25 protein-coding genes and 1 pseudogene are annotated in these 23,979 nt (G+C 63.7%); 13 read left to right on the top strand and 13 right to left on the bottom strand.

The features are described 5' to 3' along the window. Window positions 1-40: 40 nt before the first annotated feature. A complete protein-coding gene (gene ftsW, locus ACP4XC_RS13210; protein WP_427170331.1) occupies window positions 41-1,297 on the top strand; it encodes a putative lipid II flippase FtsW in 1,257 nt (418 codons plus the stop codon). A 91-nt stretch (window positions 1,298-1,388) separates the two neighbouring features. Here the strand turns inward: ftsW and ACP4XC_RS13205 are convergent, their stop codons facing one another. Then, complete coding sequence (locus ACP4XC_RS13205) at window positions 1,389-1,589, bottom strand: hypothetical protein (RefSeq protein ID WP_427170328.1); 201 nt, start codon at window positions 1,587-1,589, stop codon at window positions 1,389-1,391. Window positions 1,590-2,205: 616 nt separating this feature from the next. On the opposite strand from ACP4XC_RS13205, the gene ACP4XC_RS13200 reads away from it, so the two are divergent. The 4 genes from ACP4XC_RS13200 to ACP4XC_RS13185 all read left to right on the top strand — a co-directional run bounded on the left by ACP4XC_RS13200 (window position 2,206) and on the right by ACP4XC_RS13185 (window position 4,659). Beyond that, the gene (locus tag ACP4XC_RS13200) at window positions 2,206-2,481 is read left to right on the top strand and encodes a DUF1508 domain-containing protein (RefSeq protein ID WP_427170326.1); all 276 of its coding nucleotides are present in this window, start codon (window positions 2,206-2,208) and stop codon (window positions 2,479-2,481) included. Between the two features lie 353 nt (window positions 2,482-2,834). Further along, window positions 2,835-3,299: an LGFP repeat-containing protein gene (locus tag ACP4XC_RS13195; protein WP_427170324.1), complete on the top strand. Its 465-nt coding sequence runs from the start codon at window positions 2,835-2,837 to the stop codon at window positions 3,297-3,299. 199 nt (window positions 3,300-3,498) lie between these two features. Continuing rightward, the gene (locus tag ACP4XC_RS13190; protein WP_427170322.1) at window positions 3,499-3,972 is read left to right on the top strand and encodes an N-acetyltransferase family protein; all 474 of its coding nucleotides are present in this window, start codon (window positions 3,499-3,501) and stop codon (window positions 3,970-3,972) included. A gap of 9 nt (window positions 3,973-3,981) precedes the next feature. Next, window positions 3,982-4,659 carry a hypothetical protein gene (locus tag ACP4XC_RS13185; protein ID WP_427170320.1) on the top strand — a complete coding sequence of 226 codons (678 nt, stop codon included), beginning with the start codon at window positions 3,982-3,984 and terminating at the stop codon, window positions 4,657-4,659. A 240-nt stretch (window positions 4,660-4,899) separates the two neighbouring features. On the opposite strand, the gene ACP4XC_RS13180 is transcribed toward ACP4XC_RS13185, so the two are convergent. Beyond that, window positions 4,900-5,463 (bottom strand): dihydrofolate reductase family protein, encoded by a 564-nt coding sequence (locus ACP4XC_RS13180; protein WP_427170317.1) that lies wholly within the window; start codon window positions 5,461-5,463, stop codon window positions 4,900-4,902. Between the two features lie 197 nt (window positions 5,464-5,660). Between ACP4XC_RS13180 and ACP4XC_RS13175 the strand changes: the two genes are divergently transcribed. Then, window positions 5,661-6,830: an IS30 family transposase gene (locus tag ACP4XC_RS13175; protein ID WP_427170290.1), complete on the top strand. Its 1,170-nt coding sequence runs from the start codon at window positions 5,661-5,663 to the stop codon at window positions 6,828-6,830. Window positions 6,831-7,428: 598 nt separating this feature from the next. On the opposite strand, the gene ACP4XC_RS13170 is transcribed toward ACP4XC_RS13175, so the two are convergent. Beyond that, a complete protein-coding gene (locus tag ACP4XC_RS13170; RefSeq protein WP_427170315.1) occupies window positions 7,429-7,677 on the bottom strand; it encodes a hypothetical protein in 249 nt (82 codons plus the stop codon). 1,017 nt (window positions 7,678-8,694) lie between these two features. Between ACP4XC_RS13170 and ACP4XC_RS13165 the strand changes: the two genes are divergently transcribed. The 5 genes from ACP4XC_RS13165 (at window position 8,695) to ACP4XC_RS13145 (ending at window position 12,344) form a co-directional block, all read left to right on the top strand. Further along, the gene (locus ACP4XC_RS13165; protein ID WP_427170312.1) at window positions 8,695-9,141 is read left to right on the top strand and encodes a hypothetical protein; all 447 of its coding nucleotides are present in this window, start codon (window positions 8,695-8,697) and stop codon (window positions 9,139-9,141) included. 81 nt (window positions 9,142-9,222) lie between these two features. Further along, window positions 9,223-9,771, top strand: coding sequence for a DUF1003 domain-containing protein (locus tag ACP4XC_RS13160; RefSeq protein WP_427170310.1), 549 nt, complete (start codon window positions 9,223-9,225; stop codon window positions 9,769-9,771). Between the two features lie 75 nt (window positions 9,772-9,846). Then, window positions 9,847-10,191, top strand: a complete 345-nt coding sequence (locus ACP4XC_RS13155) for a hypothetical protein (RefSeq protein WP_427170308.1) — start codon at window positions 9,847-9,849, stop codon at window positions 10,189-10,191. Window positions 10,192-10,389: 198 nt separating this feature from the next. After that, window positions 10,390-11,460 (top strand): virginiamycin B lyase family protein, encoded by a 1,071-nt coding sequence (locus ACP4XC_RS13150; RefSeq protein WP_427170306.1) that lies wholly within the window; start codon window positions 10,390-10,392, stop codon window positions 11,458-11,460. Window positions 11,461-11,798: 338 nt separating this feature from the next. Then, window positions 11,799-12,344, top strand: coding sequence for a hypothetical protein (locus ACP4XC_RS13145; protein WP_427170304.1), 546 nt, complete (start codon window positions 11,799-11,801; stop codon window positions 12,342-12,344). Between the two features lie 610 nt (window positions 12,345-12,954). Here the strand turns inward: ACP4XC_RS13145 and ACP4XC_RS13140 are convergent. The 6 genes and pseudogenes from ACP4XC_RS13140 to ACP4XC_RS13115 all read right to left on the bottom strand — a co-directional run. After that, window positions 12,955-14,463 (bottom strand): glycoside hydrolase family 32 protein, encoded by a 1,509-nt coding sequence (locus ACP4XC_RS13140; protein ID WP_427170302.1) that lies wholly within the window; start codon window positions 14,461-14,463, stop codon window positions 12,955-12,957. A gap of 356 nt (window positions 14,464-14,819) precedes the next feature. Continuing rightward, entirely contained in the window at window positions 14,820-15,611 is a 792-nt protein-coding gene (locus ACP4XC_RS13135; RefSeq protein WP_427175107.1) for a carbohydrate ABC transporter permease, read from the bottom strand. Window positions 15,612-15,765: 154 nt separating this feature from the next. Next, window positions 15,766-16,731, bottom strand: a complete 966-nt coding sequence (locus tag ACP4XC_RS13130) for a carbohydrate ABC transporter permease (protein ID WP_427170300.1) — start codon at window positions 16,729-16,731, stop codon at window positions 15,766-15,768. A gap of 78 nt (window positions 16,732-16,809) precedes the next feature. After that, window positions 16,810-18,102 (bottom strand): sugar ABC transporter substrate-binding protein, encoded by a 1,293-nt coding sequence (locus tag ACP4XC_RS13125; protein WP_427170298.1) that lies wholly within the window; start codon window positions 18,100-18,102, stop codon window positions 16,810-16,812. Between the two features lie 125 nt (window positions 18,103-18,227). Next, on the bottom strand, window positions 18,228-19,253 hold the full coding sequence (locus ACP4XC_RS13120) for a LacI family DNA-binding transcriptional regulator (RefSeq protein WP_427170296.1): 1,026 nt from the start codon (window positions 19,251-19,253) through the stop codon (window positions 18,228-18,230). Between the two features lie 373 nt (window positions 19,254-19,626). Then, window positions 19,627-19,802 (bottom strand): annotated as a pseudogene (locus tag ACP4XC_RS13115) (helix-turn-helix domain-containing protein); the annotation flags it as partial. Window positions 19,803-20,026: 224 nt separating this feature from the next. Between ACP4XC_RS13115 and ACP4XC_RS13110 the strand changes: the two are divergent. Next, window positions 20,027-20,374 carry a VOC family protein gene (locus tag ACP4XC_RS13110; protein WP_427170294.1) on the top strand — a complete coding sequence of 116 codons (348 nt, stop codon included), beginning with the start codon at window positions 20,027-20,029 and terminating at the stop codon, window positions 20,372-20,374. 213 nt (window positions 20,375-20,587) lie between these two features. Here ACP4XC_RS13110 and ACP4XC_RS13105 read toward each other — a convergent pair whose 3' ends face one another. The 3 genes from ACP4XC_RS13105 to ACP4XC_RS13095 all read right to left on the bottom strand — a co-directional run bounded on the left by ACP4XC_RS13105 (window position 20,588) and on the right by ACP4XC_RS13095 (window position 22,664). Continuing rightward, window positions 20,588-20,851, bottom strand: a complete 264-nt coding sequence (locus ACP4XC_RS13105; protein ID WP_427170292.1) for a hypothetical protein — start codon at window positions 20,849-20,851, stop codon at window positions 20,588-20,590. Window positions 20,852-20,996: 145 nt separating this feature from the next. Continuing rightward, the gene (locus ACP4XC_RS13100; protein ID WP_427170290.1) at window positions 20,997-22,166 is read right to left on the bottom strand and encodes an IS30 family transposase; all 1,170 of its coding nucleotides are present in this window, start codon (window positions 22,164-22,166) and stop codon (window positions 20,997-20,999) included. 165 nt (window positions 22,167-22,331) lie between these two features. Further along, window positions 22,332-22,664: a hypothetical protein gene (locus tag ACP4XC_RS13095; RefSeq protein WP_427170288.1), complete on the bottom strand. Its 333-nt coding sequence runs from the start codon at window positions 22,662-22,664 to the stop codon at window positions 22,332-22,334. 262 nt (window positions 22,665-22,926) lie between these two features. On the opposite strand from ACP4XC_RS13095, the gene ACP4XC_RS13090 reads away from it, so the two are divergent. After that, window positions 22,927-23,475, top strand: coding sequence for a dihydrofolate reductase family protein (locus ACP4XC_RS13090; RefSeq protein WP_427170285.1), 549 nt, complete (start codon window positions 22,927-22,929; stop codon window positions 23,473-23,475). Between the two features lie 323 nt (window positions 23,476-23,798). Here ACP4XC_RS13090 and ACP4XC_RS13085 read toward each other — a convergent pair whose 3' ends face one another. Further along, window positions 23,799-23,978: a hypothetical protein gene (locus ACP4XC_RS13085; protein WP_427170283.1), complete on the bottom strand. Its 180-nt coding sequence runs from the start codon at window positions 23,976-23,978 to the stop codon at window positions 23,799-23,801. Window position 23,979 lies beyond the last annotated feature (1 nt).

Genomic DNA, 23,979 nt, shown 5'->3' with positions numbered 1-23,979 from the left:
AGGGGGAAGGGGACCAGAAGTATAAGGAGTGGTGGGAACGATGGCCGCAGCACGGAAACCGCTGGCGCTCAGGACACCCAGGAAACCCCGGAACCCCTTGGCGGGGCGGTTCCCGCGGTGGCTGGCCGACGAATCCGGAGGCCGCACGCGGCCGGTCATCTTCGCCGTCGTTCTGACGCTGGCCGGGATCGGACTGGTCGAGGTGGCCTCGGCATCATCGGTGGAATCCGTCGCGGCGGGGATCAATCCTTACGACCTGCCCCTGAAACAGGGATTATGGACCCTGGCCGGGGTGGTCATCATGTTCGTCCTGGCGGGGCTGCCGGTCCGGCATATCCGGAAACTGGCGTGGCCGATGCTGATTCTTTCGCTCATTGGGCTTGGGCTCGTTTTCACACCTCTGGGCATGACAGTCAATGGCAACAGGAACTGGCTGAACGCGGGCGGGTTCACCGCCCAACCCTCCGAGTTCGCCAAGCTCGCCCTCATCGTGTGGGGCGCGGCCGTGCTCTCCCGCAAGGAGGCGCTGCTCAGGCAGTGGAAACACGCCGTCGTCCCGTTGCTGCCCGCCGGTGCGGTCATCGCCGCTCTCGTGGCCCTGGGCCATGACCTCGGCACAACATTGATCATCATGATGATCATCGCGGCCACCCTGTTTTACGGCGGGGTACCGATGAAAGTCCTCGGCGTGGCGGGCGGCATCGGCGCCGGAGCAGCGTTGGTCCTCGCTGCCACCAGCGGGAACAGAATGGGCCGGATCTTTTCCTGGCTTGGCATGGGATCCACTGAAGATTCCCAGGGGCTGGGCTATCAGGCCCTGAACGGCCAATACGCGCTGGCCTCTGGCGGGTGGTTCGGCGTGGGGCTCGGGCAAAGCCGCGAGAAATGGAACTGGATTCCTGAGGCGCACAACGACTTCATCTTCACCATCCTCGGGGAGGAACTCGGCCTCGCAGGGACTCTCCTGGTCCTGGGACTGTTCGCGATTCTGGCCGTGGCTGTGTTCAAGACCATCACCCGGACAGAGGACACTTTCGCGCGTATCGTCTCGTGTGGCATCATCACTTGGATCATCGGCCAGGCCATCATCAACATTGCCATGGTCAGCGGACTGCTCCCGGTTATCGGCGTCCCGTTGCCCTTCATCTCCTACGGCGGTTCGGCCATGGTTTCCTCGCTGGCCGGGATCGGCATGATCCTCGCCGTCACCCGCACCAACCAGAGCGACCGCCCCTCCCTCAGGGGCCGGGGAACGATCCGGAAGCCTCCCGTCCCCGAACCGGCACGCACCTCCTGAGCGCCCGGCCCCAGCGCGCAACCCGGGCCCGCAGATTACCGGGGCGGGATCGCACCTCGGTATCGCCTTTGCCACTCTTCTCAAGGACGTCTCAGCCCGGGAGTGGGCCCTGAATCGCGTTGCCGGGGGCTTGGGCGGTCGGGACGGGTTTTGTGCCGGTGGCGAAGTCTTCGCCGGCGTGGAACTGCACGCCCTGGACGCCGGTCCCCTGCTGCACGCTCGGGCGCGGGAGCCCGAATAGGGCGGCGACGCCGGCCGCGACGTCGGCGACGCCGGGGCCGTAGTAGACCATGCTCTGTCCACGGGGTTGGGCCTGGATCCGGCAAGTTTCGTGTACCCGGCACCGGTCATGAACGCCCCGATCTCGGTGCTTTTGGAGGCCACGCTAGTGCCGTTGGCGACGGTGACGGGCTGGAGTGCCTTGTCATAGTCCGGCTTCGCGGCCGTGGTGGAGGGATCTCCTGACGGGGATGCCGAGGGATGGGTCTGGCTCAGGTCGGCGCTACGGTGCAGGGCCGCGAAGAGGTCCATGGCCGCGGGTTCATCGAGAGTGAGCCGGTTGGGATCCGAGGGGGCCGGCACGGTCGGGGCGGTGATGAAGTTGGCCTTGGCCGGGTCGATGTTCTTGAGCCGTCCGGCGAGGGCGTCTTAGCCCCGCGGTGTCGGGTAGGCGGCCTGGGTGCCGGGCTGTGGGCGCCTCCGCCGGTGAGGAGGCGCGCGGATCCAGGTACCGGGACCTTTGGCCCTCCCCGATCTTCCGCACGGATGGTCTGATGGTTACCAGTGCCCGGACGAGGGCGGCATTCCTCTGTCTCCGGGACCGGCTCAGCGCCGCGTCGGATCCTGGCGGTGCCATCGGATAACGGACCGGCGGTTCCTGCCGTTCCCGGGAAGGGCAGGAACCGCACATGAGTGGTGGTTTTGAGGTATTTCTCGATAGGCAGCTGCGGCTTAGATTCCGGCTGCTGGACGCCGATGGTGTCGTGCTGGCGGTGTCGTCTCCTTTTGCCGGTAAGCGGGAGGTCGCGGCGGGGATAGCGGCGGTGCGCGAGTGCGCCGGCATGGGCCTGGTCACCGACCTCAGCGGTCATGCACCGGCCAGGTCCGCGGACCAGGACCGGCCCCGGGTAAGGGTTCCGATGACTCCGTATCGGCCGGAGGTCCTAAACATCCTCGTGTGCTGAGTTGCCGGGTGTTTCCCGCGGCGCCACGACGTGGTTTTATACAAGGAAAGATCAGGGTGGCAGCGTGAGTACGGTCCGCCGGCCTGGCAGGGCCCCAAGCGGGGCATGGCACGGTCTGTCAGTCGGGGTCGTGGGCGGGGAGAACGTTTTGGTTTGGTGACGGAGTCTTCGCGTCCCTACAAGCCCGGTTAGGGTCGCCGAAGTGCGCAAAAAGAGGGTGTGCACAATTTGCACACCCTGGGCTTCGGATCGGGTTGTTCTGGCAACGGACTGGGCCGGATTGCGGAGGTTTTTCTGGATGGAACGCCCCTCAGCACGGGACGGTGCGGACTCGCGAGACATGCTTCGGGTGGATGGTCGACAAATCGGGCTGTTACCAGTGGTACCAAGGCGGGATCATCTGGTGGTCCCCGGCCTCGGGAACTCACGTCGTATGGGGCGCGATCATGCGCGCCTACGAGCGCGCCAACTGGGTGTGGCCTGACTACAGCTCGTCCGGCTACCCCATGCAGATGATCGGCTACCCGATCAGCGACGAAAATTGCACAGGGCCCGGAGGCGGGTGTTACCAGTGGTTCGAGAATGGCATCATCTGGTGGTCCGCCACCACGGGCGCCCAGCGCCTCATGAATGGCGACAAGACGGTATATCAGTCCCTCAACTGGGCATGGGTGCCACTCGGGTACCCGACGACCGAAGAGCGCTGGTGGAATGATTACACCGCCTACCCGAGGTACTACTCGGGCACACGCCAGTACTTCGAGCGCGGCTACCTCGCCTGGACCAGCGGCTACGGCATAACGGTCACGTACTACTGACTTTTTCTCATCGGGTTCCTCGTTGCGGGTTTAGGAGGACGAGGCCTGCGGCTGTGATTTCGGTCATTTTTCCGGAGCGAGGGAGACACAGATGTAGCGGATTTGTCGAGGCGGGGAACGGTTCGAGACTGTCGCGGTGGGGGACCGGCTTGCGGGCAGCGACGGAGGAGTGGCTCGGCTCGCCCCGTACGGTATGTCCATGCAGATTCGTGAATCCACCCTGGATGACCTGGGACAAGTGATTGCGGTCTGTGATGCCAGCGCCCGCGCACGCTGGACCAGCGAGATGATCGCCCCCAGGAGCGGCCGAGTTGTATTGGTGGCTGTCACGCAAGGCGAGGTCGTCGGCGTGGCCAAGACGCACCTCCACCCGACTCCTGAAGGCAGCTCTCCCGCAGGCCACTATCTCGGGGGTGTGGTGGTCGCTCCCTGGTTCCGCCGGCAAGGAGTCGGTTCTGCCCTCACCCGGGCGAGATTGGAATGGATCTGGTCTCGGGATTCGATTGCTTACTACTTCACTAACGAACACAACACGGCATCCATCAGGATGCACGAGACTTTCAACTTCCGGCCGGTAGCCCGATTCCCGGAGATTCGCGGAGTGACAGCGGACGACGGTCGGTCTGCGCTCATTCTCTTCGAGGCGTCCCGATCCTCAACTGGACGACCGTGAGAAGCCGACATGGGCGCCCGACCCGTCTTCCGCCAGCCGGTGGTCTGGACGTTCTACACCCTCCATCCGGCACTAGTTGACTGGCTGGGGACTTCCGGGGCAGGCTGTGAGGACATCCGGGCAGGGGTAACCACAATGACTTACCGACGCTCGTTGGCCGCTATCGGGGTGCTGCTCGGGTTTGCCCTTTCCGGGTGCCAGCCGGATGCCGGGCCGCTCACGGTGGGGTCTCCCGCAGCAGCTGTGCCCAGCCCGTCGTCCTCCGAGCTTTCGGCCATCATCCGGACTGCCGTGGAGGACCGCAACGGCACCGCCCTGGACGTTCCCCCGGCGCCGCATCTCGACGACGTGCAGTCGACGGCGGCCTACAGGGCCAAGCGCGCGAGGGACCTTCCGGTGGTGGCACGGTCAAAGGCCAGATTCAAGTCGATGGGCTTCTGGTACACGGACTTTTCGACGACGATCACGGTGGGGTCAATCGAGGTGAACGGCTCGGAAGCGAGCGTCCATTTCAAGGAATTGACCGAGGAACACCAGGCCTCGGCGGCGAATGGGCCAAGCAACGTCCCGTCCAGCTACTCGCTGCCGCAGACGGCGACGTTCCGGGCATCCGCGGACGGCTGGCAGCTCGACAGCATCACGCCTTCGGAACGTGGGGGCGGCTCGCCGATGTCCATCGTCGAGTAGCGGGACGGGGCTGTCTGTGGTCCTCCGGCGCCGGCCAACTATTTGCCGCACCGGCCAAACTAGAGACTTTGGTCGCAGTCAGAGGTTGCGTAAGTCCCTTCAGGATGAGGGGCCCAGGCTCGAGTCCCGCGGACAAAAGACCGGACCGGGTTCAGCTGGTGGCCGTGATTCGCCCGCCGTCGACGTGGGCTGGGCCCGCTGGTGGTGGAGTACTTCTCCGACCGTGCGGAGGAATCGCGCTCAGCGCATAGTCTCGTACCTGGTCAGGACCACGCCGCCGGGAAACGTCCGCGTCTCGACCAGGTTCAGGTTCACCCAGCTGTCCAGCGAGGTGAAGAACGGAGTGCCGGCCCCCACCAGGACCGGATGGGTGGCTAGCGCGTATTCGTCGATCAGCCCGGCCCGCATGGCCGCCCCGGCGAGCGTTGCGCCGCCGACGCTCATCGGGCCGCCGTCCCCGGCCTTGAGCCGGGTGATCTCGGCGATCGCGTCGCCGGCGACCAGGCGGGTGTTCCAGTCGACCTTGTCGATCGTCGAGGAGAACACCACCTTCGGCGTGTCCCGCCAGTTCCGGGCGAACTCTATCTCCGCCGGGGTGGCGTTGGGCTCCTGGTCCCCGGTCGGCCAGTAGGAACTCATGGTCTCCCAGAGCTTGCGCCCGTACAGCGACAGGCTGCTAGCCCGCTCCTGGTCCAGCCACCACTGGAAGAGTTCGTCGCTCGGCGCGCTCCAGCCGATGTCGTCGCCGGCCGCGGCGATGTAGCCGTCCAGGGTCAGATTCATGCCGTAGATCAGTTTCCGCACGGCGCCAGCCTTCCATCTCGTAGTGGTCGAGGGCGTCATTGAACGCTGTCGTCCCGCATAAGATGGGCAGCATCCTGTCCCTCATGGAACCACCGTAACTGCCCATGATCTGGATGCCATAGCCGTCGGTCCGCGTTTCAACTGAGCTGCCCGGTGAAGGATCCTTGGGTTCTCGCGGTGATTGCAACACTTAGCGGATGGGTGTTGTTATGGCGGGGTATTCAATTCATTTGAGGCCTGATCTCTTGCAGGTTTTTTGGGCCGGGATGCAGGCGGGCGATTTCATCACCGATGCCGTGGCTCCGATCAATACGAGCCGGCGCACCGGGCGCAGGGTCTTGCTTGAGGCCGGTGGCGTCAGGCCCCGGCGGGGCCGTGATCTGAAGGGCCGGTGTCTGACCTTCGCCCAGCGGGAGGAGATCGCAATACTGCGTGGCCAGGGTCAATCTCTGCGGCAGATCGGAGCCGTGGTCGGCAGAGCGGCCTCCACGGTTTCCAGGGAGTTGCGGCGTAACTCGGCGGCAGGGATGCCTTACAGGGCGACCTCAGCGCACGCACTGGCCTACGAACGGGCCTCGCGTCCGAAACCAGCGAAACTGCACACGAACACGGCGCTGCGTGCGAAGGTGGAAGAGGACCTGAAAAAGAAGTACTCACCCGAGCAGATCGCAGGACGACTCCGGGTTGAGTTCCCCGAGGAGCCGGAGATGAGGGTGTCACCCGAGACGATCTACCAGTCCCTTTACGTGCAGTCCCGCGGGGCGCTGAAGCGTGATCTGACCGTGTGTCTGCGCACCGGGCGGGCTATCAGGCAGCCCTGCCGCAAGGCCGGCCAGCGCAAGAACCGGATCCCGGGAATGATCAACATTTCCGAACGTCCCCCCGAAGTTCAGGACCGTGCCGTGCCAGGGCATTGGGAAGGCGATCTAATCATCGGTAAAGGAAACCAGTCCGCGATTGGGACGCTGGTCGAGCGGACCACTAATTACACGATGCTCGTACACCTGCCGGACGGGTACAAGGCCGAGCAGATGCGTGATGCACTGACCGCGAAGATCAAGACACTCCCCGAGTCGCTGCGGCATTCCCTGACCTGGGACCAGGGCATCGAGATGCAGGACTGGAAGACCGTGAAGATCGACACCGGCATCGAGATCTACTTCTGCGACCCGCACTCGCCCTGGCAGCGCGGCATCAACGAAAACACCAATGGCCTGCTGCGCCAATATTTCCCCAAGGGCACCGACCTGAGCATCCACAGCCCCGCAGACCTCGACTGGGTTGCCCAGGAACTCAACGACCGACCGCGTAAAAGACTAGAGTTCAAGAAACCGATCGAACTGATCGAAAACCTCCTGTTGCAATGACCGCTTGAATCCGCTGATCCTCCACCGGCACGTCGGGTCGCCAAGGAGCATCCGCCCGTGCACGATCTGGGTCGATGCGTGAATGGATCATTCGCAGCTGAACTTGTCCGCGCAGAAGCTCGTTAGTGTCACGGCATAAGTTTCGACTTACGGACATATTGCGATCGCGACCGCGGATGCGTCGAACCCATGACCCGCGTTCTGAACCGGGCCCTGCCCGGGTCGCCGCCGCGCAGAAAGGCTTCGACGCCCAGGACACTAAGCCTGTGTCCGAGGCCGGCATTAGCGCACGGCGCTGCGCAGGGGTGCCGTGGCGCTAGAGGTCCCCATGCAGTGCTTAGGTATCGGCCGACAGCTCGGCTGGCTGACCGATCAACTCGGCCGGAGTGCCCCCAGGTCATTGAGGTGGATCCCGTCTTCGAAACCGTACGATGATCTCGTCTCGTCGCTTAATCAGCCGGTGGTCGAAGGAGACACCGGTGGACCAGGCCGGCGATAATGTTCAGTTTTCCGCCTCTTCGCGGGAGGTTGGGCAGAGCGACGTCAGTTCGGGTTTTCTGTCCTTGGGGGTATAGATGTTTGTTCCGAATTTGGGGGATCACTTCCGGGAGGATGATCTTCCGGCCCAGGTCCGCGCGCTGGGGATACCGCGCTGGGCCGGCGCGGCCATCGGCGGGGGCCTCCTGGTGGCCGCGGTCGCGGCGGTCGCCACCTCGATCCTCGTCAACGAGAGCGACAGCACGGTCATCCCGTCCCGGGTCGAGGGTCTCATCATGGGAGTGGCAATTATTTCGGCGATCTCCGGCGCTCTCCTGCTCTGGTACGCCGGTGAGTGGGTCACGCTCACGCCGGATTCGGCAATTGTGACAACAGCATTCCTGGCCCGGAGACGGGTCGACCGGACGCAGTTGGAGGACTTCCATCCCTGCCTGCACCTGCACTCCGGGCGTTCGGGAGTTCGGTACCGGATGGTGCCGACCTTCACCGTTAGGGACGCCCACGACCGACTCCGGGACCTGCCGCTACCGTTCCTGGCCTACTGGAACCCGGCCGGTGGCACGGAAGCGCCCCTGCCGCCCCGCGCCGCGTACGTCGAGGCGTGGGCACGGGCGGGCAGCAATCCGTACTCGAGAGCTGTGCTCACGGGCGCTGTGCCGAACACGCTCTCGATGCATCGACAGTCCATGCGGACGGGCCCGGTGCGCCGCGCGCGCCTGACGGCGATCCTCATCCCGCTGGTCTCGATCGGGATAGGGCTAGGCCTCGGCTTCGGGCTCGGACCGGCCTCTAAAGCCCTTGGGCTTAACCGCAGCGGCGACGCTCAAACGGATCGCACCGGCATCCGCGATCTTGACGACGCTCTTACGCCCGCCGTAACCGGCTATCAATGGCGTGCCCGGGAGTTCAAGCCCGGCACGAGAGACTTCACTTTCTTCCCGACCCTGCGGCCATTGCCGTCGGCGCCGTACACTGTCCGATATTTCATCCGCGACCCCCCTCGCAGCGCGCCACAGACCTCACTGCCCCGGAGCAGAAGTACGGCCGGACCGTCTCGGAAGGGACGATTTCCGGGAGGAACCCCACGATCGAGTTCACGCTCGACCGTGACGACACCACCTTCACTTTCGAGGTATACGTCACTGACGACCATGGCCACACCACGTTCGATTCCGACCTCTATAGAAACCTCGCCGCAAAGCCGACGCCAACGCTCTGAGAGCGAACGGGTACCACCCACTCCAGAGAACTTGACGTACCGGTCTCCGATGGCAGGGGGGAACAGAAGATCCATTTGCGGTACTACTTCTTATATCGGATTGGGTAGCCCAGCTTTCAAACCCGGTACACGTCGGCCGCCGTCGCGGTGCTTCCCGGCCCGGCGTCTTCCGAGCCCCCGGCCAACATCCAGGGGGCCGTCGAGGACCGTAACGGCACCATCCTCGATGTTCCCCCGGCGCCGCATCTCGCGGACGCGCAGTCGACGGCGGCCTACCGGGACCAACGCGCGCTGGACGCTCCGGTGGTGGCCCGGTCGAGGGCCGGATTCAAATCAATGGGCTTCTGGCACAGGGACTTTTCGACGACGATCACGGTGGAGTCCATCGAGGTGACCGGGTCGACCGTGAGCGTCCACTTCAAGGAACTGACCGAGGAACATCAGGCCCCCGCGGTGAACGGGCCCAGCAACGTCCCGTCGGGCTGCTTGCTGCCGCAGACCGCGACGTTCCGGGCATCCGCGGACGGCTGGCTGCTGGACAGCATCGCCCCTTCGGCGCGTGGGGGCGGGCTGGCGGTGTCCGTCGTGGAGTAGGGTCCTGCGATCATGCGAAGGACGGCGCTAAGCTCGCTCTCAGAGGCGGGTGGACCCGCTGCGAGCCAAGGGATTGAGCGTATGGCAGAAGAGCCCGGAAACCGAACGACGTCCAGGGCGGGCGCTCCCGCCCGTGCACACTCCTATTTGAGGCCCACGCGGTTGCTCGCTGAAGGCGAGCGGTCCAAGCGGCATCCATCGGTCCTGGCGGAGGCGGAGCACCGGGCGGCAAGCATTCAGCTGCGGGTGGCCGATGCGATCACCTCCTTCGCCGGATCGATGAACTTTGTCTACCTGCACGTGGCGCTCTTCGCCGTGTGGATGCTCGTGTTCGAACAGAGCCCGTGGCCGACGTTGACACTGATCGTCTCGCTCGAGGCGATCTTCCTCTCAACCTTCGTGATGATCGGCCAGAACCGCCAGGCGGCCTTCCAACAGGTAAAGGCAGACCATGACTACACCGCCCAGGAGCAGCTGCTCGTGGAGAACACCGATCTCACCCGTGCGGTGCACGAGCTCACCCGTCAGATCCACGAGCGGGTCCTCACGGACGGCGCCTCCGCTGCCCGGGAGGCGGGGGCCGCCGCCCAGCCGACGCAGGGGGACCCGGCAATCGACAGCGAGATATGAGCGCCAGCGTGACGCCACCACTTGACCAGGGTCCGAATCGCCATCCGCACGGTTCCCATCTGTGATCTCCTGAAAATGAGCCACGAGTCAGTTCTCCAGCCGCGCCGGCAATCCACTGGAATGCGCGGTCTTCGCATCGCCGTCCTGGCCGCCGACACCCTGTCGCTGCTGGCCGTCCTCATCATCCGTGTCGCTCGCCCGCTGAATTCCGGACAAGACGGAGAGGCCCTGTTCTGGGCCGGACTCCTGCTGGCCTACGCGCTTATTCTGCTCTTCGGACTGACCTTGGTCGTCAACGTCGTCTATCTGATCGCCCTCGGTTTCATGCAGGGCCGGTACGAGAACGGATACGGTCGGGTCTCCCGCGCGCTCCTGTTCCTGATCCCGGCAGCTACGTTCCTGGGGCTCACACTCCGGTAGGGACGGCGCCGGATAGGAAACATCTAGAGGTCAGTTGTTGGTCCATGTCGTTCACGGTGCCCCAATGCGGCGTAGCTGCTCCGCCTGGGCGCAATCACTTGTCCGTTAGCCGGAAGTCCCGGGTGCCGCGGAGTAGGCTTCGTGAATTGGTATTGCAGCGCTGTGGTGCACGGCAGCATCTATGGGGGTAGAAGAAGAGTGAAGCATCAAGGTCTGGGGACTGCGGCGGCCGCGGTGGGGGCGGTTCTTTTCCTAGGGGCGGCACCGGCCATGGCGGCGTCCGCGGAGGTTCTCGACGCCGGCGGGACACCGGTCGGGGTGGCGGTTGGTGCTCACGGCACGGCGTACGTGGGCAATTACGGGACGGCCGGCGGGATCCGGGTGATACCGCCGGGAGCGGGTCGGCCCTCGCGCACTCTCAGCGCGGGCAGTAATGTCTCCGGGGTGGCGCTGGCCCCGGACGGCACCCTGTATGTGGCTGAGCAGGACAGTGCCACGGGCCGGACAGTGGTAGGTGTCGTTCCGGCCGGCGCGGAGGGTGTCGCCCGGAGCATTCCGGTGTCGCGCGGGAGCCATCTGATTGCCACTGGGCCCGATGGTACGGTCTTCGTTCCAAATGCTGCCGAACGCACCGTGTCGGTCATCGCACCCAATGGATCGGCGGTTGACCGCACTGTCACGGTCGGGGCAAATCCGGTGGAAGTGGCGGTCACGAAGGACGGCACCGCGTTCGTGACGAACCAGGACGACGGGACGGTCTCGGTGATCCCGGCCGGGGCAAACACCGTCTCACGGACCATCCAGGTCGGCTCCACCCCGGGGAAGACGGAGAACCCCCACGGGATCGCCGCCGGGCCGGACGGGACGATCTATGTCACCAACATCAGTTCCAGTCACGTCGCTGTCATCAAACCCGGCGCTGACACCGTGGCCTACAGCATCTATGTCCCGGGCGGACCCACGGAGGCAGCCGTCGGGCCGGACGGGACCCTCTACGTGGCCGGCGCCCTGAACCGCGCGCTGGGCGTAATACCGCCGGGGGCCACAACGGCGGGCCCTTCCATCCCCACGGAGAATATCCCGGGCCACCTCGCGGTAGCCCCGGACGGAACAATCGTCGTGGCGAGCCCGGGCAACGGCACGGGCAACGGTTCCGTGGCCCGCTACGGCTCCGCCGCCGCAGGCGCGGCGTCCGCCCCGGCCTCGGCGGCGTCCGGCAGCCCCCAGCCTCCAGAGGACGCAGGCTTCCGCCGGGACCCGAGCCGATGACACGGTTGCAGGCCCCTGGATTTCTCCTGCCGGCATCGCCGGGGTAGCCGGGGCGGCAGCCGTCGCCGTCTGCCTCGTGGCCGCGGGACGCCGCAGGAAGGGCGCCCTACGCACCCGCGTCAGCGGGAAGGCGGACGGCTACGCCGATCCCCACACGGCGAGGACTCAACGCCCTTACGCCAATCAGGCTCAATGAGTATGGACGTATTCGACAGGCCGTCATCGCGTCGGCCGCGGAGGCACTGCCTGGGGTGTTTCTGCCCCGGCTTCCTGACAGGCGGGATGCGGGCGGTCTGATGGTGAGCACTCGGTCGGTTGGAGTCGAAGGAACGAAGGGATTGGTCGCTTTCACGGTGGTTTCGTTTCTGGCAGCGCTTTTCTTTCTTGCGGGTGCGCTCGGCCGTCCCGGGACGGGCACGCTGTGGGCGGCAAGCACTCTTTGGGCGGCGACGGGTGTGCTGGCCGCGGTCAGAGTCGGCGTCCGGCGCAGGATCGTTTCCGCCGCTGCGGCGCGGACCGCAGCGAAGAGGGGTGTGCAGGACGTCCGGGAACCTTTGATCACCCGGTTCGCCTACGGGTTGGCGGATCTGAATCCGCTCTTCCGGATGGATGAAGAGCTTGACAGGGTCGTGGATGCTTCCGGTAGCGGGGAATACGACGGGCATGAGATCGCGGTGGACCTCAGCGATGGATCCCTTTACTTCTACGGGCCAAGTGCCGCGGAGATCCGGAAGCTGATCGCCCCGACCCTGGCCGGGTATCCGTTCATGACTGGGGCCTCGTCACCATGGACCGGTTGCCGACACCGGCCGCTGACCAAGCCCGCGGCTGGCAAGGGCGCGGTGCGGGGAGCACGGGGCGGGCCTGACTTAGCCTTTGACTGAGCAGCGCATGGTCCTGCGGTCTGCACGCACAACTCAAAACTCAATCTGACCGTCTGACCCGTGGTGGGGATCGCGGTTCTGTTGGTCGCAACACTGCGTGGCTACGATGGCTAGAATCCATCCCGTCCTGATGAGTTATCCACCGCTACGGCGGCGAGGGACCTTCCCAGTGGCTGCCATTTCCAGCGGTGGATAACCCGAACTGACCCCAGATGTGGACAGCTGGAGTGTTGGGATTGGGGATCCGTTTGGGGAACGCTGGGCGACCGCCTTCTGAGCGGGTCTAACGTTTCGATTCCGTGGGATCTCCCTCCAGCTGGGGCGTGGTGGGACGGCAGCCGCGGCGGACTAGGGACGCTCATGTTCCGGCGCCATGTGTCGCTTGGCGGCGTTCGCAGCGGGACCCTATACGGCGTCGCGCGGTGCATTGTCCTTGAGACGGGTCTTGCTGGCCGGTTTAGGACGCTGGCAGCTGGTGCAGAAAATGGGTCCGGGGTTCCTTTAAGGTCGGCGGATTTGCCCCTGGGCGCCGCACGATGATTGCGGCGGCCATGGAGGCGGGCGCGTCCCAACGGCGGCCGCTGCCGCTTCGGCGTCAAGCTCGGGACCGTTATGCGAATTGGGTGACACTCAGACTATTTAGGATTGCTGTGCCCCCGATGGCGTAGAGCGAGACCTCGGTGCTCGTGGCGGCCGGGAAGATCAACTCGGTCAGGGTGACCTGGCCTCCCTGGGCGAAAACCTCGACGGAGCAGCGGTCCACACAAAGGGCGAGCTCGTAGGAACCGTCCGTCGCCTGGATCGGGGCGGTATCGATGGAGGCGAAGGATTCGTGGAAGTCCGTTTGCCCGGATTCCCGGCGATCGACGACGAGAAGTCCCTCAGTAGGCCGGATACCGATGCGCGTTCCCTGCGCTCCGTCACCGCGGACTACCAGCCCGAATTCCTCGGCTGTTCCCGGCGTGAGGGCGAGCTCAATGCGTTGGACGCTGCCGGCCGCGCCGTCCAGGACGTGCTGGCCGTGAGATATTTCGACTGCCCCGAGGTTGAATGACGGGGTCTGTCCTGCGTATGGGGCCAGATTTGCTGCGGCCTGCTGGACGAGGCGCCAGCTCCCATCCGTGCTGCGCAGGGACACTTCTCGGACCAAGGACATGGGACTGCGCCATGGTGAGGTGGGGATCTTGTTGGCGTATTGCCAGTTGTTCATCCAGCCGATCATGAGCCGCCGGCCGTCGGGAACGTCGCTGAAGGAAACGGCGGCGTAGTAGTCGCGGCCCCAGTCGAGCCATTGGTACTCGCCCAGTCTGTCCGGGTCCTGCAGGCCGTTGGTGACCGTGGTGGCTGAGGTGAATGTGGTTCCGTCGAAGTCTCCCACGAAGTACTGCCCGGCTGAGCCGTCGTTGGGGCCGCCGGGATTGAGGTTTACTGTCAGGACCCATTTGAGATTTTCCGGATCACCGTCGACCGGCAGCGGGAAGAGGTCCGGGCACTCCCACACGCCGCCGGTCGCGTTTGCCGGGCCGAAGCTGCTCAGCAGTTCCCAGTCCTTGAGGTCGTGGGATTTGTAGAAGACGACTTCGAAATCCTGGGCTTCCACGGCCACCATGACCCAGCAGCTCCCGGCGTCGGATTCGTAGCGGAAGACCTTTGGATCGCGGAAGTCGGCTGACCCCCGGTTCAGTACGGGGTTACTGGGGTGTTTGGTCCAGGTGTAGCCGCCGTCCAGACTGTAGGCCAGGGACTGGGCCTGGATGCCGGGGCGTGCGGATGCCGTCTTGTAGGCGCTGGTGTAGACGGCAACCAGCGGGGCGGTTGATCCGGTGCCGAATCCGCTGGTGTTGTGACGGTCGAAGACGATGCTGCCGGAGAAGATGTCTTCTTCCGCGTCGCAGGCGATCGCGACAGGGTGCTCGGTCCAGGTGACCAGGTCCGTGGACGTGGCGTGCCCCCAGGACATGTTTCCCCAGACGCTGTCCAGCGGGTTGGTCTGATAGTAGAGGTGGTAGACGCCCTCATGGTGGATCAGGCCGTTGGGGTCGTTGAGCCAGGTATTCCGGGCTGCGTAGTGCAGGGCGGGCCGGAAGGTATCGGCCGTCGTGGAGGTCACGGCAATCATGGGGGTTCGGAATCTCGCTTCTGTTCTGTGCTGTGGCGTCCCTAAGTGGGAACGACGTTTGCGTTGCACGGGCTAGGGGTTTTCGTGCCGGGGTCGTAGGCCCTCACCGATGCCGGGCCGGCCGCGGGCCGGGTCAGCAGAGCGCTGGGATCTTTCTGGACGGTTCCGACGATGCCCGGTTGTCTCCTGCCGGTGTGGTGGCGGCCGGTCCACAGGTCGAATGCCTGGCTTTTCCACAACTCCGTTTGGGTCTTATGGAGTACAGAGGTGCTGGACCTGGTGGCTCCGGTCAGGCGCCGGCCCCGGCCAGGCGGTGTGATGCGGCAAAACTACAGGGGCTTGAGAGTTAGCCGCGGTCAGCCCTTGACTCCGCTGGAGGCGATGCTGTTCACGAAAGAGCGTTGGAACGCGATGAAGAGGGCGACGACCGGCAGAGTGATCATCGAGGAGTAGGCCATGACCTCGCCCCAGGAGACATTGAGCTGGAAGAAGTACTGCACACCGATCATGACCGGGCGTAGTTCCTCGCTCTGGACAACCATGAGCGGCCACAGGTAGGAGTTCCAGGCCGGGAGGAAGGTCAGGATGGAAACGGTGGCGATGGCCGGCCCGGACAGTGGCATGACAATTTGGCGGTAGATCTTGAACCAGCCGGCCCCGTCCACCCGGGCCGCTTCGTCCAGTTCCTTAGGGATCGATTCGAAGTACTGGTGGAACAGGTAAATGGAAAAGGCGTTGGCCACGAACGGGATGATCTGCACATGGTAGGTGTCCAGCCATCCGGTGGTCAGTGACAGTGAGAACCCGTTGATGTCGAGCCAGGGCAGCTGGTTGACCCACCAGACCAGCGGCAGGGCAAGTGTTTCGAAGGGCACTATCAGGGTGGCGATGATGAGCGTCAGGATGATTCCCTTACCGCGGATCCGCATCCGTGACAGGGCGAATGCCGCGAGGCTGTTGACCAGGACACCCAAAATGACCGTCACGGCCGAGATGCCGATGGAGTTGATCAGGAACCGGGCCGCGGGTACCCGGTCGAAGACGGCGCCGTAGTTATCCATTGAGAGGTTCCCTACGGGCAGGAACGCGGCGATGGAGGACAGGTCGCCGAAGATCTGCTGGTCCGGTTTCAGTGAGGAGACGAACATGAACAGCAGCGGGAAGGCAAAGATGACGCCGAGAAGGATTCTCACAATCCAGCCGGCGACACCGCGGAAGCTCCGCGGTCTCTGGAGGGCTGAACTCTCGGAGGTTGAGCGGGATCGGGTGCGCCGGTCGGCTGCATCTAATGTGGTGGCCATGTCAGGACTTCTCTCGGGTGAGGTAGCGCTGTACTGCGGAGATGATGAGTACCAACGCAAAGAAGACTAGGGAGATTGCGGAGGCGTAGGAGGTTTCCTGTTGCTTGAAACCGGCACGGACAGCCTGGTAGACGATGGTCGTCGTCGAATCGAGGGGACCGCCTTGGGTCATCACATTGACCTGTGTGAAGAGGCTCAACGCCTGGATAGTGATGGTGATAAGGATCAGGCCCCGGGTGGCGGAAAGCCCTGGCCAGGTAATGTATCTGAACCGCTGCCACCGGCTGACCCCGTCAATATCCGCCGCTTCGTACAGCTCGGCTGAAATGGTCTGCAGGCCCGAGAGCCAGATGATCATGTGGAACCCCGCTCCCTGCCAGACTGACATCAGAATGATGGCCGGCATGGCCGTGGTGGTGTTGTTCAGCCAGTCCGGTCCATGGACCGCGCCGAACGTCAGCCTGGTGATGATCTCGTTGAGCAGGCCGTCCTGACGATAGATGAAGAGCCACAGGAGGGACACGACCACCATGGACGTGACCACGGGCAGGAAATACACGGTGCGGAAGAAGTTGACTCCGCGGACCTTGGCGTTGACTAGCAGCGCCATGATCAGGGCGACACCGGCCTGCAAGGGGACCACGATGACGGCGAAGTACGCCACGTTCAGCAGGGAGCGGTAGAACGTATCATCGGCAAAGAGGCGCACGAAGTTATCGAGCCCGACGAAGGTTGGCGGGTTCGGGGAAATCAGGCGTGCGTTGGTGAAGGCCAGTCCGAAGGCGAGCATGGCTGGCACGAACACGAAGAGCAGAAGCAGAAGCAGGGCCGGGCTCAGCATGGCCCATCCGACACGCCGCTCGCGCCTGTGGTGCCGCTTGGTCCGGAGTGGTTCCTTCGGCGAAGAGGGTGAAGGGATGGCAGGGGTGGTTTTCGGCAAGGTTGCCGTGGCTGGGGAGGAATTCATCGTTTATTGTCCTGATTGGGTCCGGGCCCGGTTCCGGGGGTGCCGCGCAGCGCGGTGCACGGCACCCCCGGAGCCCGGCTAGTTCTTGTAGCCGTTGTTGGACTTGATGTTGGAGTCAATATTCTTGACGGCCTTGTCCAGGACCTGTTTCGGATCGGCACCGGAAATGATGTCCTGCGTTGCTTTGCCGAACTCGGTGGCGATGAACGGGTAGGCCGGAGTTTCAGGCCGCAGCACGGCAGACTTCTTGGAGAAGTCGAGGAAGGCCCGGTTCTTGCCCGTCGGCTCGTAGCCGGGCACCAGGGCAGCAGCGGCGTCGGTGGCAGGGATCGTGCCGGTGGCCTTTGCGACCTTGGCGATGTTTTCCGGTTTGAGGGAGAAGGAGAGATAGTCCATCGCCGCGTCCGGGTTCTTGCAGCCCGTGGTCACGCCCCACTGCCAGGATCCGCCGCCGATCTTCGGGCCGTTGCCCAGGTCCACTGAAGGCATGACGACCAGGTCATCGCCGAGAGCGGTGCGTGCTTTGTCTGCGGCCCAGCTGCCCGTGTAGACGATGGCGCTCTTCTTGTTCAGGAAGTCTGCGGTGGCGTCCTTGCCGCTTTTCTGCGCGGCGTAGCCCTTGGTGATCAGGCCATGGAACCAGTTGGCCCACTCGACCGCCTTGTCACCGTTGAGCGCACCGTCAGCGCCCTGGAAGTCATTGCGGTTGATCAGGTCCCCGCCGAAAGACTGAAGGAACGGCGAATAGGCGTAAGGGAGCCATTCACCCGTGCCGGCCGTCCCAAGGTCCAAAGGGTTGTCCCACTTGCCCAGCTTCTTCAGCGCAGCCAGTGCCGCGTCGAACTCGTCCTTGGTCCAAGGCTTGTCCACGGTCGCCACCCGCACACCGGCGGCCTTCAGATCCGAAGCGCGGGCCAGCATGGCAAGGGCGACGTCGTAATATCCGAACGAGTATGTCTCACCGTTCCACTTGCCCAAGGTGCTGGGCAGGTTCTTAGACAGATCCGCCGAGAGCTTCAGCGGCGTCAGATATTTCGACCACGCCCAGTTCGGGACGTTCGGCCCATCGATATCGACGATGCATGGCAGCTTATTCGCCGATGCAGCAGCGACCACGGAGTCGTTGTAGGAGTCCTGCGGGAAAGCCTGGACCTTGACCTTGACCTTGGTCTGGCTCTGGTTGTAAGCGTCCACGACGGACTGGATCGCCCCCAGTTCATCCGGGTTCCCGGCGTTGTGGGTCCAGAGGGTGAGTTCGCCGTTGGCTCCGTCCTTGGAGTTTCCGGTTCCTGACCCGCAGGCGGCGACGCTGCCAATGAGGGCGGCACCGGTTAGACTGGCGGCCAGGAGCCGCTTGAGACGATTGTTCATTGTTGGTGAATCTTTCTGCTTGATTCTTGCGTGGATGATTCGGTTCCGCACAAGGGAGCGTGGCCGTTGCTGCGGCCGCGCTCCCTTTTATGTGCGCACCAGGGTACTTGCGTGGGCCGCTGCCCTCAGATCTGCAGCGGCGGAGCGACAGACCCGCGCTCGATCAGCGGGCAGTCGAACATTGTGTGGACGGGTTCCGCCTCTTCCGTCCCTTCGATCTCGTCCAGGAGCCGGGTTACGGCCCAGCGGCCCATGCCGTAGTGGGGAAGTGCCACGGTTGTCAGACCCGGCCACAGGCCCCCGGCGATCAGTTCGAGATTGTCAATCCCGACAACGGAAACGTCGTCTGGAATCTTCAGACTGAGGGAGCCGGCGGCCTGGTAGGCGCCCATGGCCATCCGGTCATTGAAGCAGAACAGTGCCGTCGGACGCTCGGGACGGGAGAGCAACTGGTATGCAGCGGTTCTGCCGCCGTGGGCCTCGGATACAGCTTCGACGACCAGTGCCGGATCGAATTCGATGCCGCTCTCCCTCAACGACTGCCGGTAGCCCTGGAAACGTTCGTGCGTGGCGGGAATGTCATCGATGTTGTTGATGAATCCGATGCTCCGGTGCCCGGCGTCGATCAGGGCGCATACGGCGGTCCGTGCGGCCTCCACTTCATTTGGGACCACAGAGGACACGATTCCGTCCTCTGAAACGGCATCCAGAAGGACGGTCGGCACTCCAGCCAGTTCGGCCGGGAGCCCGATCCGCTGATGGTACATCTTCGCGTAGACGATGCCATCGACCTGGTGCTGAAGCAGGGTGCTGATTTGCCGCTTCTCCAGCTCACGGTCGCTGGCGGTGTCCAGCATCATGAGGAGCCACCCGCGCTCATACGCAGCGTCCTGGGCCCCCAGAATCATCTCGCCGGCAAAAGGAGTCGTCGCAATCTCATCGCTCACCAAACCCAGCAGGTACGAACGCTGGTTGCGGAGCCCGCTCGCCAACCTGTTCGGGGCATAACCGAGGTTTTCGGCGACCGCCCGGACATGTTCCCTCGTCAAGGCATTGACGCGGGAGCCCTGCGTATCGCTCAGGGCGTGCGACACCGTGGTGACGGAAACCTGTGCAGCTTTTGCCACGTCCCGGATGCCTACTTTTGCCACCAGTCTGCCCCTTTGCAAATCGTTTTGTATGTCGTGTAAGTCACAGTAGCCAAAACGGTTTGCACTGTCAACCATCAAGAGCCTGATAATCGGGGCCACACGTCACAGAAGGGGACGGCTCAAGCGGCGCCCCGGAAACCCGCGGGTGCCGATGTTGTCGCACAAGCCGGTCATCCGTGTCGTTGACAGGCATCGCTCAACGACTGTGAATCGAAACGCTAAATGGGTTCTTTTTGCAGCGCTAAGTGGCGCTCCTAGCAGTCGGCACCGCGTCGATCTTCAGATGCGCCTTTGTGACTCGCGGTACAACGTCGTCCAGGGCACCCGGAACAGCTCGGGCAGTTGGGACTGCTGAGGCTTTGATAGCAGGTGACTACGGCGTGCGTTGGACGATGCGGTACACCGTGCTCCTGGTGACCTTGGATAGCTCAGCGATTTCGGCGGTGGTGTGTTGTCCTCCCTTATACAGGGAGGTGAGGTGGGTTTATTGAGTTTGGGTTGTTTGCCGCGGAGCCGGCCTTTGGCTTTGGCGACCTGCGTGCCTTCGCGGTGCGGGCCCGGAGGGCGGCGAGGCCGTTGCGCTGGGCGGTCGGGTCCTGTTCGTTGGCGGATACCCGGGCGCAGCCGATGATGTGCGCGGTCGTGGGTGCAACTGTAGCTGTTGAGCGACACCTAAGCGGGACAGTTTTGCGGGGGAGGTAGACGCGAATCTCGGATTCCAGCATTTGTATGGGATTTTTCGCGCGGCGGGGGAGCGGGTCAAGGGTGTTGCGGTGGGGAACCGGGTTGCGGGCAGTGTGAATGGCGCATCGTCCCTACAGGCCGCACGCAGCTTCTATGGCCCATTATTCGGCTGGACCTTCGGTGAGCCCTCGCCGGTCGGCTACCGGATGGTGAACGGCGACAAGGGTGGCCTGTGGGACACCACGTGGGTGGGCGGAAAATCCTGGGCGATCTTCTACGTGCAGGTCGACGATGTGAAGGCGGCGATAGCCCAAGCCGAGTCACTCGGCGCGAGCGTCGCCGTCCCGTTCGTCGACAACGGCACCATCGAATTCGCGCACCTCCTCGACCCGCAGGGCAGTCGTTTCGGCGTGTGGCGACCGAAACAATCGACCTGAACGGACGGAGGCGGGTGCCGCGGATCAAGTTTGGCAGGGGACACAGCAACCCGTCTTGATAGACGGGACACTCCACGGACACAGGCCAGGAACTGTGTGCCCTGCCGACGGCTCGGAACGTCGACGGCGGCCGCAACGTCCATCGCGACAAGAGGTGAGGCCCTTCACGGCCGATAAGCAGTTTTCGCGCACCCGCGCTTCCGAGAAAAGAAACTACGCCTCGACGAGAATTACCAAGGTCTCGGGCAGTACGCCGTCATACGCCATCGCCTCGGCCCCGGCCTCGGATTGCATCATGGCCGTGAGGGCATCCATGTCGGGAACGTCCATCAGCACCGCCACTTGCGTCGGATTCTGTGGGTTGACGAACGTCCGGATGTTGGTGACGCCGAGGGGTCCGAAGACCTCTTCGCGTTTCGGTGAGGCAAGCCAATGGTCCTTGTCCTTCACATCGTGGTGGCCGATCACGGTTGGCATAGCGCGTCCTCTCGAAAGGGGGCGTGCGGTCCGCAGGCCCACTGCGCAGAACGCTACTGGTCGTTCCGCACCGAGACAAGGGCATTAGTGCCCGCATCTCGCTCAGTCTGCGGGCTGCCCGCAAGGGGTCGGCGGATTCAAGCGGTCATTGCAACAGGAGGTTTTCGATCAGTTCGATCGGTTTCTTGAACTCTAGTCTTTTACGCGGTCGGTCGTTGAGTTCCTGGGCAACCCAGTCGAGGTCTGCGGGGCTGTGGATGCTCAGGTCGGTGCCCTTGGGGAAATATTGGCGCAGCAGGCCATTGGTGTTTTCGTTGATGCCGCGCTGCCAGGGCGAGTGCGGGTCGCAGAAGTAGATCTCGATGCCGGTGTCGATCTTCACGGTCTTCCAGTCCTGCATCTCGATGCCCTGGTCCCAGGTCAGGGAATGCCGCAGCGACTCGGGGAGTGTCTTGATCTTCGCGGTCAGTGCATCACGCATCTGCTCGGCCTTGTACCCGTCCGGCAGGTGTACGAGCATCGTGTAATTAGTGGTCCGCTCGACCAGCGTCCCAATCGCGGACTGGTTTCCTTTACCGATGATTAGATCGCCTTCCCAATGCCCTGGCACGGCACGGTCCTGAACTTCGGGGGGACGTTCGGAAATGTTGATCATTCCCGGGATCCGGTTCTTGCGCTGGCCGGCCTTGCGGCAGGGCTGCCTGATAGCCCGCCCGGTGCGCAGACACACGGTCAGATCACGCTTCAGCGCCCCGCGGGACTGCACGTAAAGGGACTGGTAGATCGTCTCGGGTGACACCCTCATCTCCGGCTCCTCGGGGAACTCAACCCGGAGTCGTCCTGCGATCTGCTCGGGTGAGTACTTCTTTTTCAGGTCCTCTTCCACCTTCGCACGCAGCGCCGTGTTCGTGTGCAGTTTCGCTGGTTTCGGACGCGAGGCCCGTTCGTAGGCCAGTGCGTGCGCTGAGGTCGCCCTGTAAGGCATCCCTGCCGCCGAGTTACGCCGCAACTCCCTGGAAACCGTGGAGGCCGCTCTGCCGACCACGGCTCCGATCTGCCGCAGAGATTGACCCTGGCCACGCAGTATTGCGATCTCCTCCCGCTGGGCGAAGGTCAGACACCGGCCCTTCAGATCACGGCCCCGCCGGGGCCTGACGCCACCGGCCTCAAGCAAGACCCTGCGCCCGGTGCGCCGGCTCGTATTGATCGGAGCCACGGCATCGGTGATGAAATCGCCCGCCTGCATCCCGGCCCAAAAAACCTGCAAGAGATCAGGCCTCAAATGAATTGAATACCCCGCCATAACAACACCCATCCGCTAAGTGTTGCAATCACCGCGAGAACCCAAGGTCCGGCAGGTGGGAACGCAGGCCGTCATTGAAAGCTGCGATTGATCCGCCATCCTCAACCTACAGTCACGGCTAACGGGCGTGAAATCACGGACGATCCGCGAGGAAGAGCCATCATCTCCGGCCCCGGGCTAACCGGCGGGAATAAGGTCGATCCGGAGTTCTGCTGGTGAGAGGTCGCTGAAAGCGACATCGGACGCGACCGTGACGATGAGCTCGTTCCAACCTTCGTGAGCGGGATGGACTACCTCATCATCGGCGTCCCCGACTGAAATTCTGCCACTGGCTATCATTAGCCTTCCTCGGAACACCTCGGGCCTATCCGTCGAGGTCGGCTCCGGCTGGGTCAGAAGGCGAACGAGCACTTGAGCCTCGGCCCAGTCGAATTCGCCCTCGAACGAGTCAATGTCCTGTGCATGACGGATGAGCGCGACCACGCCATCTTCGTTGGACGAAACAGCCATCCCTGGGTCCACGTCCGGGAGCTGGCTTCCAGACACGGCATCGGCGATGACGACGACTCCCCAATGAAACGGCCGTCGGATGCACTGGTCGCGAGTGGCTGCATAGCTAGAAGGCTACCCGGTGGATGAGTGGCTGAGCTCCGGGGCTTTCTCTCCGGCTCAACTGTTGCTCAACTCGCAAAGACGACCCGACGCGCACTGGGACAGATCACAACTTAAGCGACGCATGGCCGGGCCACCCCAACGGCGGTACTCTTTCGGAATGCGACCCCTCCGGTACTCCATCAACGTCACATTGGATGGTTGCTGTGATCATCGTGCAATCCCCGCGGACGAAGACGTGCATCGTCACGCGGTGGAGAACCTCAAACAAGCCGATGCCCTTCTCTTGGGCAGGGTGACATACGAAATGATGGAATCAGCGTGGCGGCCACAGGCGCCTGTGGGTGCGAGACCGGATTGGATGGAATCCTTCGCCCAGGCGATCAACGCGGCAAAGAAGTACGTCGTCTCGAGCACCCTGGAGCAGGTCGATTGGAACGCTGAACTCGTGAACGGGAAGCTGGGCAAGGCCGTTCAGCAACTCAAACTGGAGCCGGGCAAGGGATTGTTCGTGGGAGGTGTGAAGCTCCCATTGGCGTTGACGGAACTGGGATTGATCGATGAGTACGAGTTCGTGGTCCATCCCAGGCTCGCGGGCCACGGGCCGACGTTGTTCGCGGGGCTATCGAAGCATGTCGACTTGAAGCTCGTGGGCCGACTGCCCTTCGGCTCGGGGGCAGTGGCCATGCGGTACGAGCCGAGACGGTAGGCATCGAGCTCGCAAGCCTAGCCCGAATCGCGGAGCTTGGCTCGGCGCTCGGGCAGCAGATGCATTTTTTCTTTTTTTGCCGCTTTCCGTTGGTCATACGTGCCCGCTCCGTCGGCCCAACCGTCCAGCGGGCTGCGGCGCGCCGATCGACTTTGCTCGGCGCCGCGCTTATTTCCTCCCACAACCCGTCACTGGTTTTGCCCTTCGGATTGCCCCGGCTCCGGCCAGCCACCGCTACGCGATGCGTGCCAGCAGGCAAACAACATGGTGGGCGAGGGAAGCCGGTGCGTCAGGCACCCACCCCGCCGCAACGAAACGGAGCATCACTTCAAGAGCACAGAAACCATGACCCGCACGGTCGCGAACGGTACCGCCGAACCGGTAACCACCCCGGTCATTCCCGCTGATGACCGGACCGGGGACGGGTACGACTGGATGGACACCCTCGAAGGTACTGTGTGGTCGGTCTTGCCGGCGTGGGACAGCGACGGCTGTGATGCCATG

The organism is Arthrobacter sp. 92, assembly GCF_050260325.1.
Classification (GTDB): domain Bacteria; phylum Actinomycetota; class Actinomycetes; order Actinomycetales; family Micrococcaceae; genus Arthrobacter.
This window is presented reverse-complemented; position numbering and strand designations above follow the sequence as displayed.

Coding starts and splice junctions, on each gene's coding strand:
- ACP4XC_RS13140 (WP_427170302.1), bottom strand. CDS start 14,463: ATGATTGCCGTGACCTCCACGACGGCCGATACCTTCCGGCCCGCCCTG.
- ACP4XC_RS13200 (WP_427170326.1), top strand. CDS start 2,206: ATGAGTGGTGGTTTTGAGGTATTTCTCGATAGGCAGCTGCGGCTTAGA.
- ACP4XC_RS13155 (WP_427170308.1), top strand. CDS start 9,847: ATGAGCCACGAGTCAGTTCTCCAGCCGCGCCGGCAATCCACTGGAATG.
- ACP4XC_RS13205 (WP_427170328.1), bottom strand. CDS start 1,589: ATGGTCTACTACGGCCCCGGCGTCGCCGACGTCGCGGCCGGCGTCGCC.
- ACP4XC_RS13090 (WP_427170285.1), top strand. CDS start 22,927: ATGCGACCCCTCCGGTACTCCATCAACGTCACATTGGATGGTTGCTGT.
- ACP4XC_RS13190 (WP_427170322.1), top strand. CDS start 3,499: ATGCAGATTCGTGAATCCACCCTGGATGACCTGGGACAAGTGATTGCG.
- ACP4XC_RS13100 (WP_427170290.1), bottom strand. CDS start 22,166: ATGGGTGTTGTTATGGCGGGGTATTCAATTCATTTGAGGCCTGATCTC.
- ACP4XC_RS13130 (WP_427170300.1), bottom strand. CDS start 16,731: ATGAATTCCTCCCCAGCCACGGCAACCTTGCCGAAAACCACCCCTGCC.
- ACP4XC_RS13095 (WP_427170288.1), bottom strand. CDS start 22,664: ATGGCTGTTTCGTCCAACGAAGATGGCGTGGTCGCGCTCATCCGTCAT.
- ftsW (WP_427170331.1), top strand. CDS start 41: ATGGCCGCAGCACGGAAACCGCTGGCGCTCAGGACACCCAGGAAACCC.
- ACP4XC_RS13105 (WP_427170292.1), bottom strand. CDS start 20,851: ATGCCAACCGTGATCGGCCACCACGATGTGAAGGACAAGGACCATTGG.
- ACP4XC_RS13125 (WP_427170298.1), bottom strand. CDS start 18,102: ATGAACAATCGTCTCAAGCGGCTCCTGGCCGCCAGTCTAACCGGTGCC.
- ACP4XC_RS13160 (WP_427170310.1), top strand. CDS start 9,223: ATGGCAGAAGAGCCCGGAAACCGAACGACGTCCAGGGCGGGCGCTCCC.
- ACP4XC_RS13085 (WP_427170283.1), bottom strand. CDS start 23,978: ATGGCATCACAGCCGTCGCTGTCCCACGCCGGCAAGACCGACCACACA.
- ACP4XC_RS13185 (WP_427170320.1), top strand. CDS start 3,982: ATGGGCGCCCGACCCGTCTTCCGCCAGCCGGTGGTCTGGACGTTCTAC.
- ACP4XC_RS13175 (WP_427170290.1), top strand. CDS start 5,661: ATGGGTGTTGTTATGGCGGGGTATTCAATTCATTTGAGGCCTGATCTC.
- ACP4XC_RS13135 (WP_427175107.1), bottom strand. CDS start 15,611: ATGTTCGTCTCCTCACTGAAACCGGACCAGCAGATCTTCGGCGACCTG.
- ACP4XC_RS13195 (WP_427170324.1), top strand. CDS start 2,835: ATGGTCGACAAATCGGGCTGTTACCAGTGGTACCAAGGCGGGATCATC.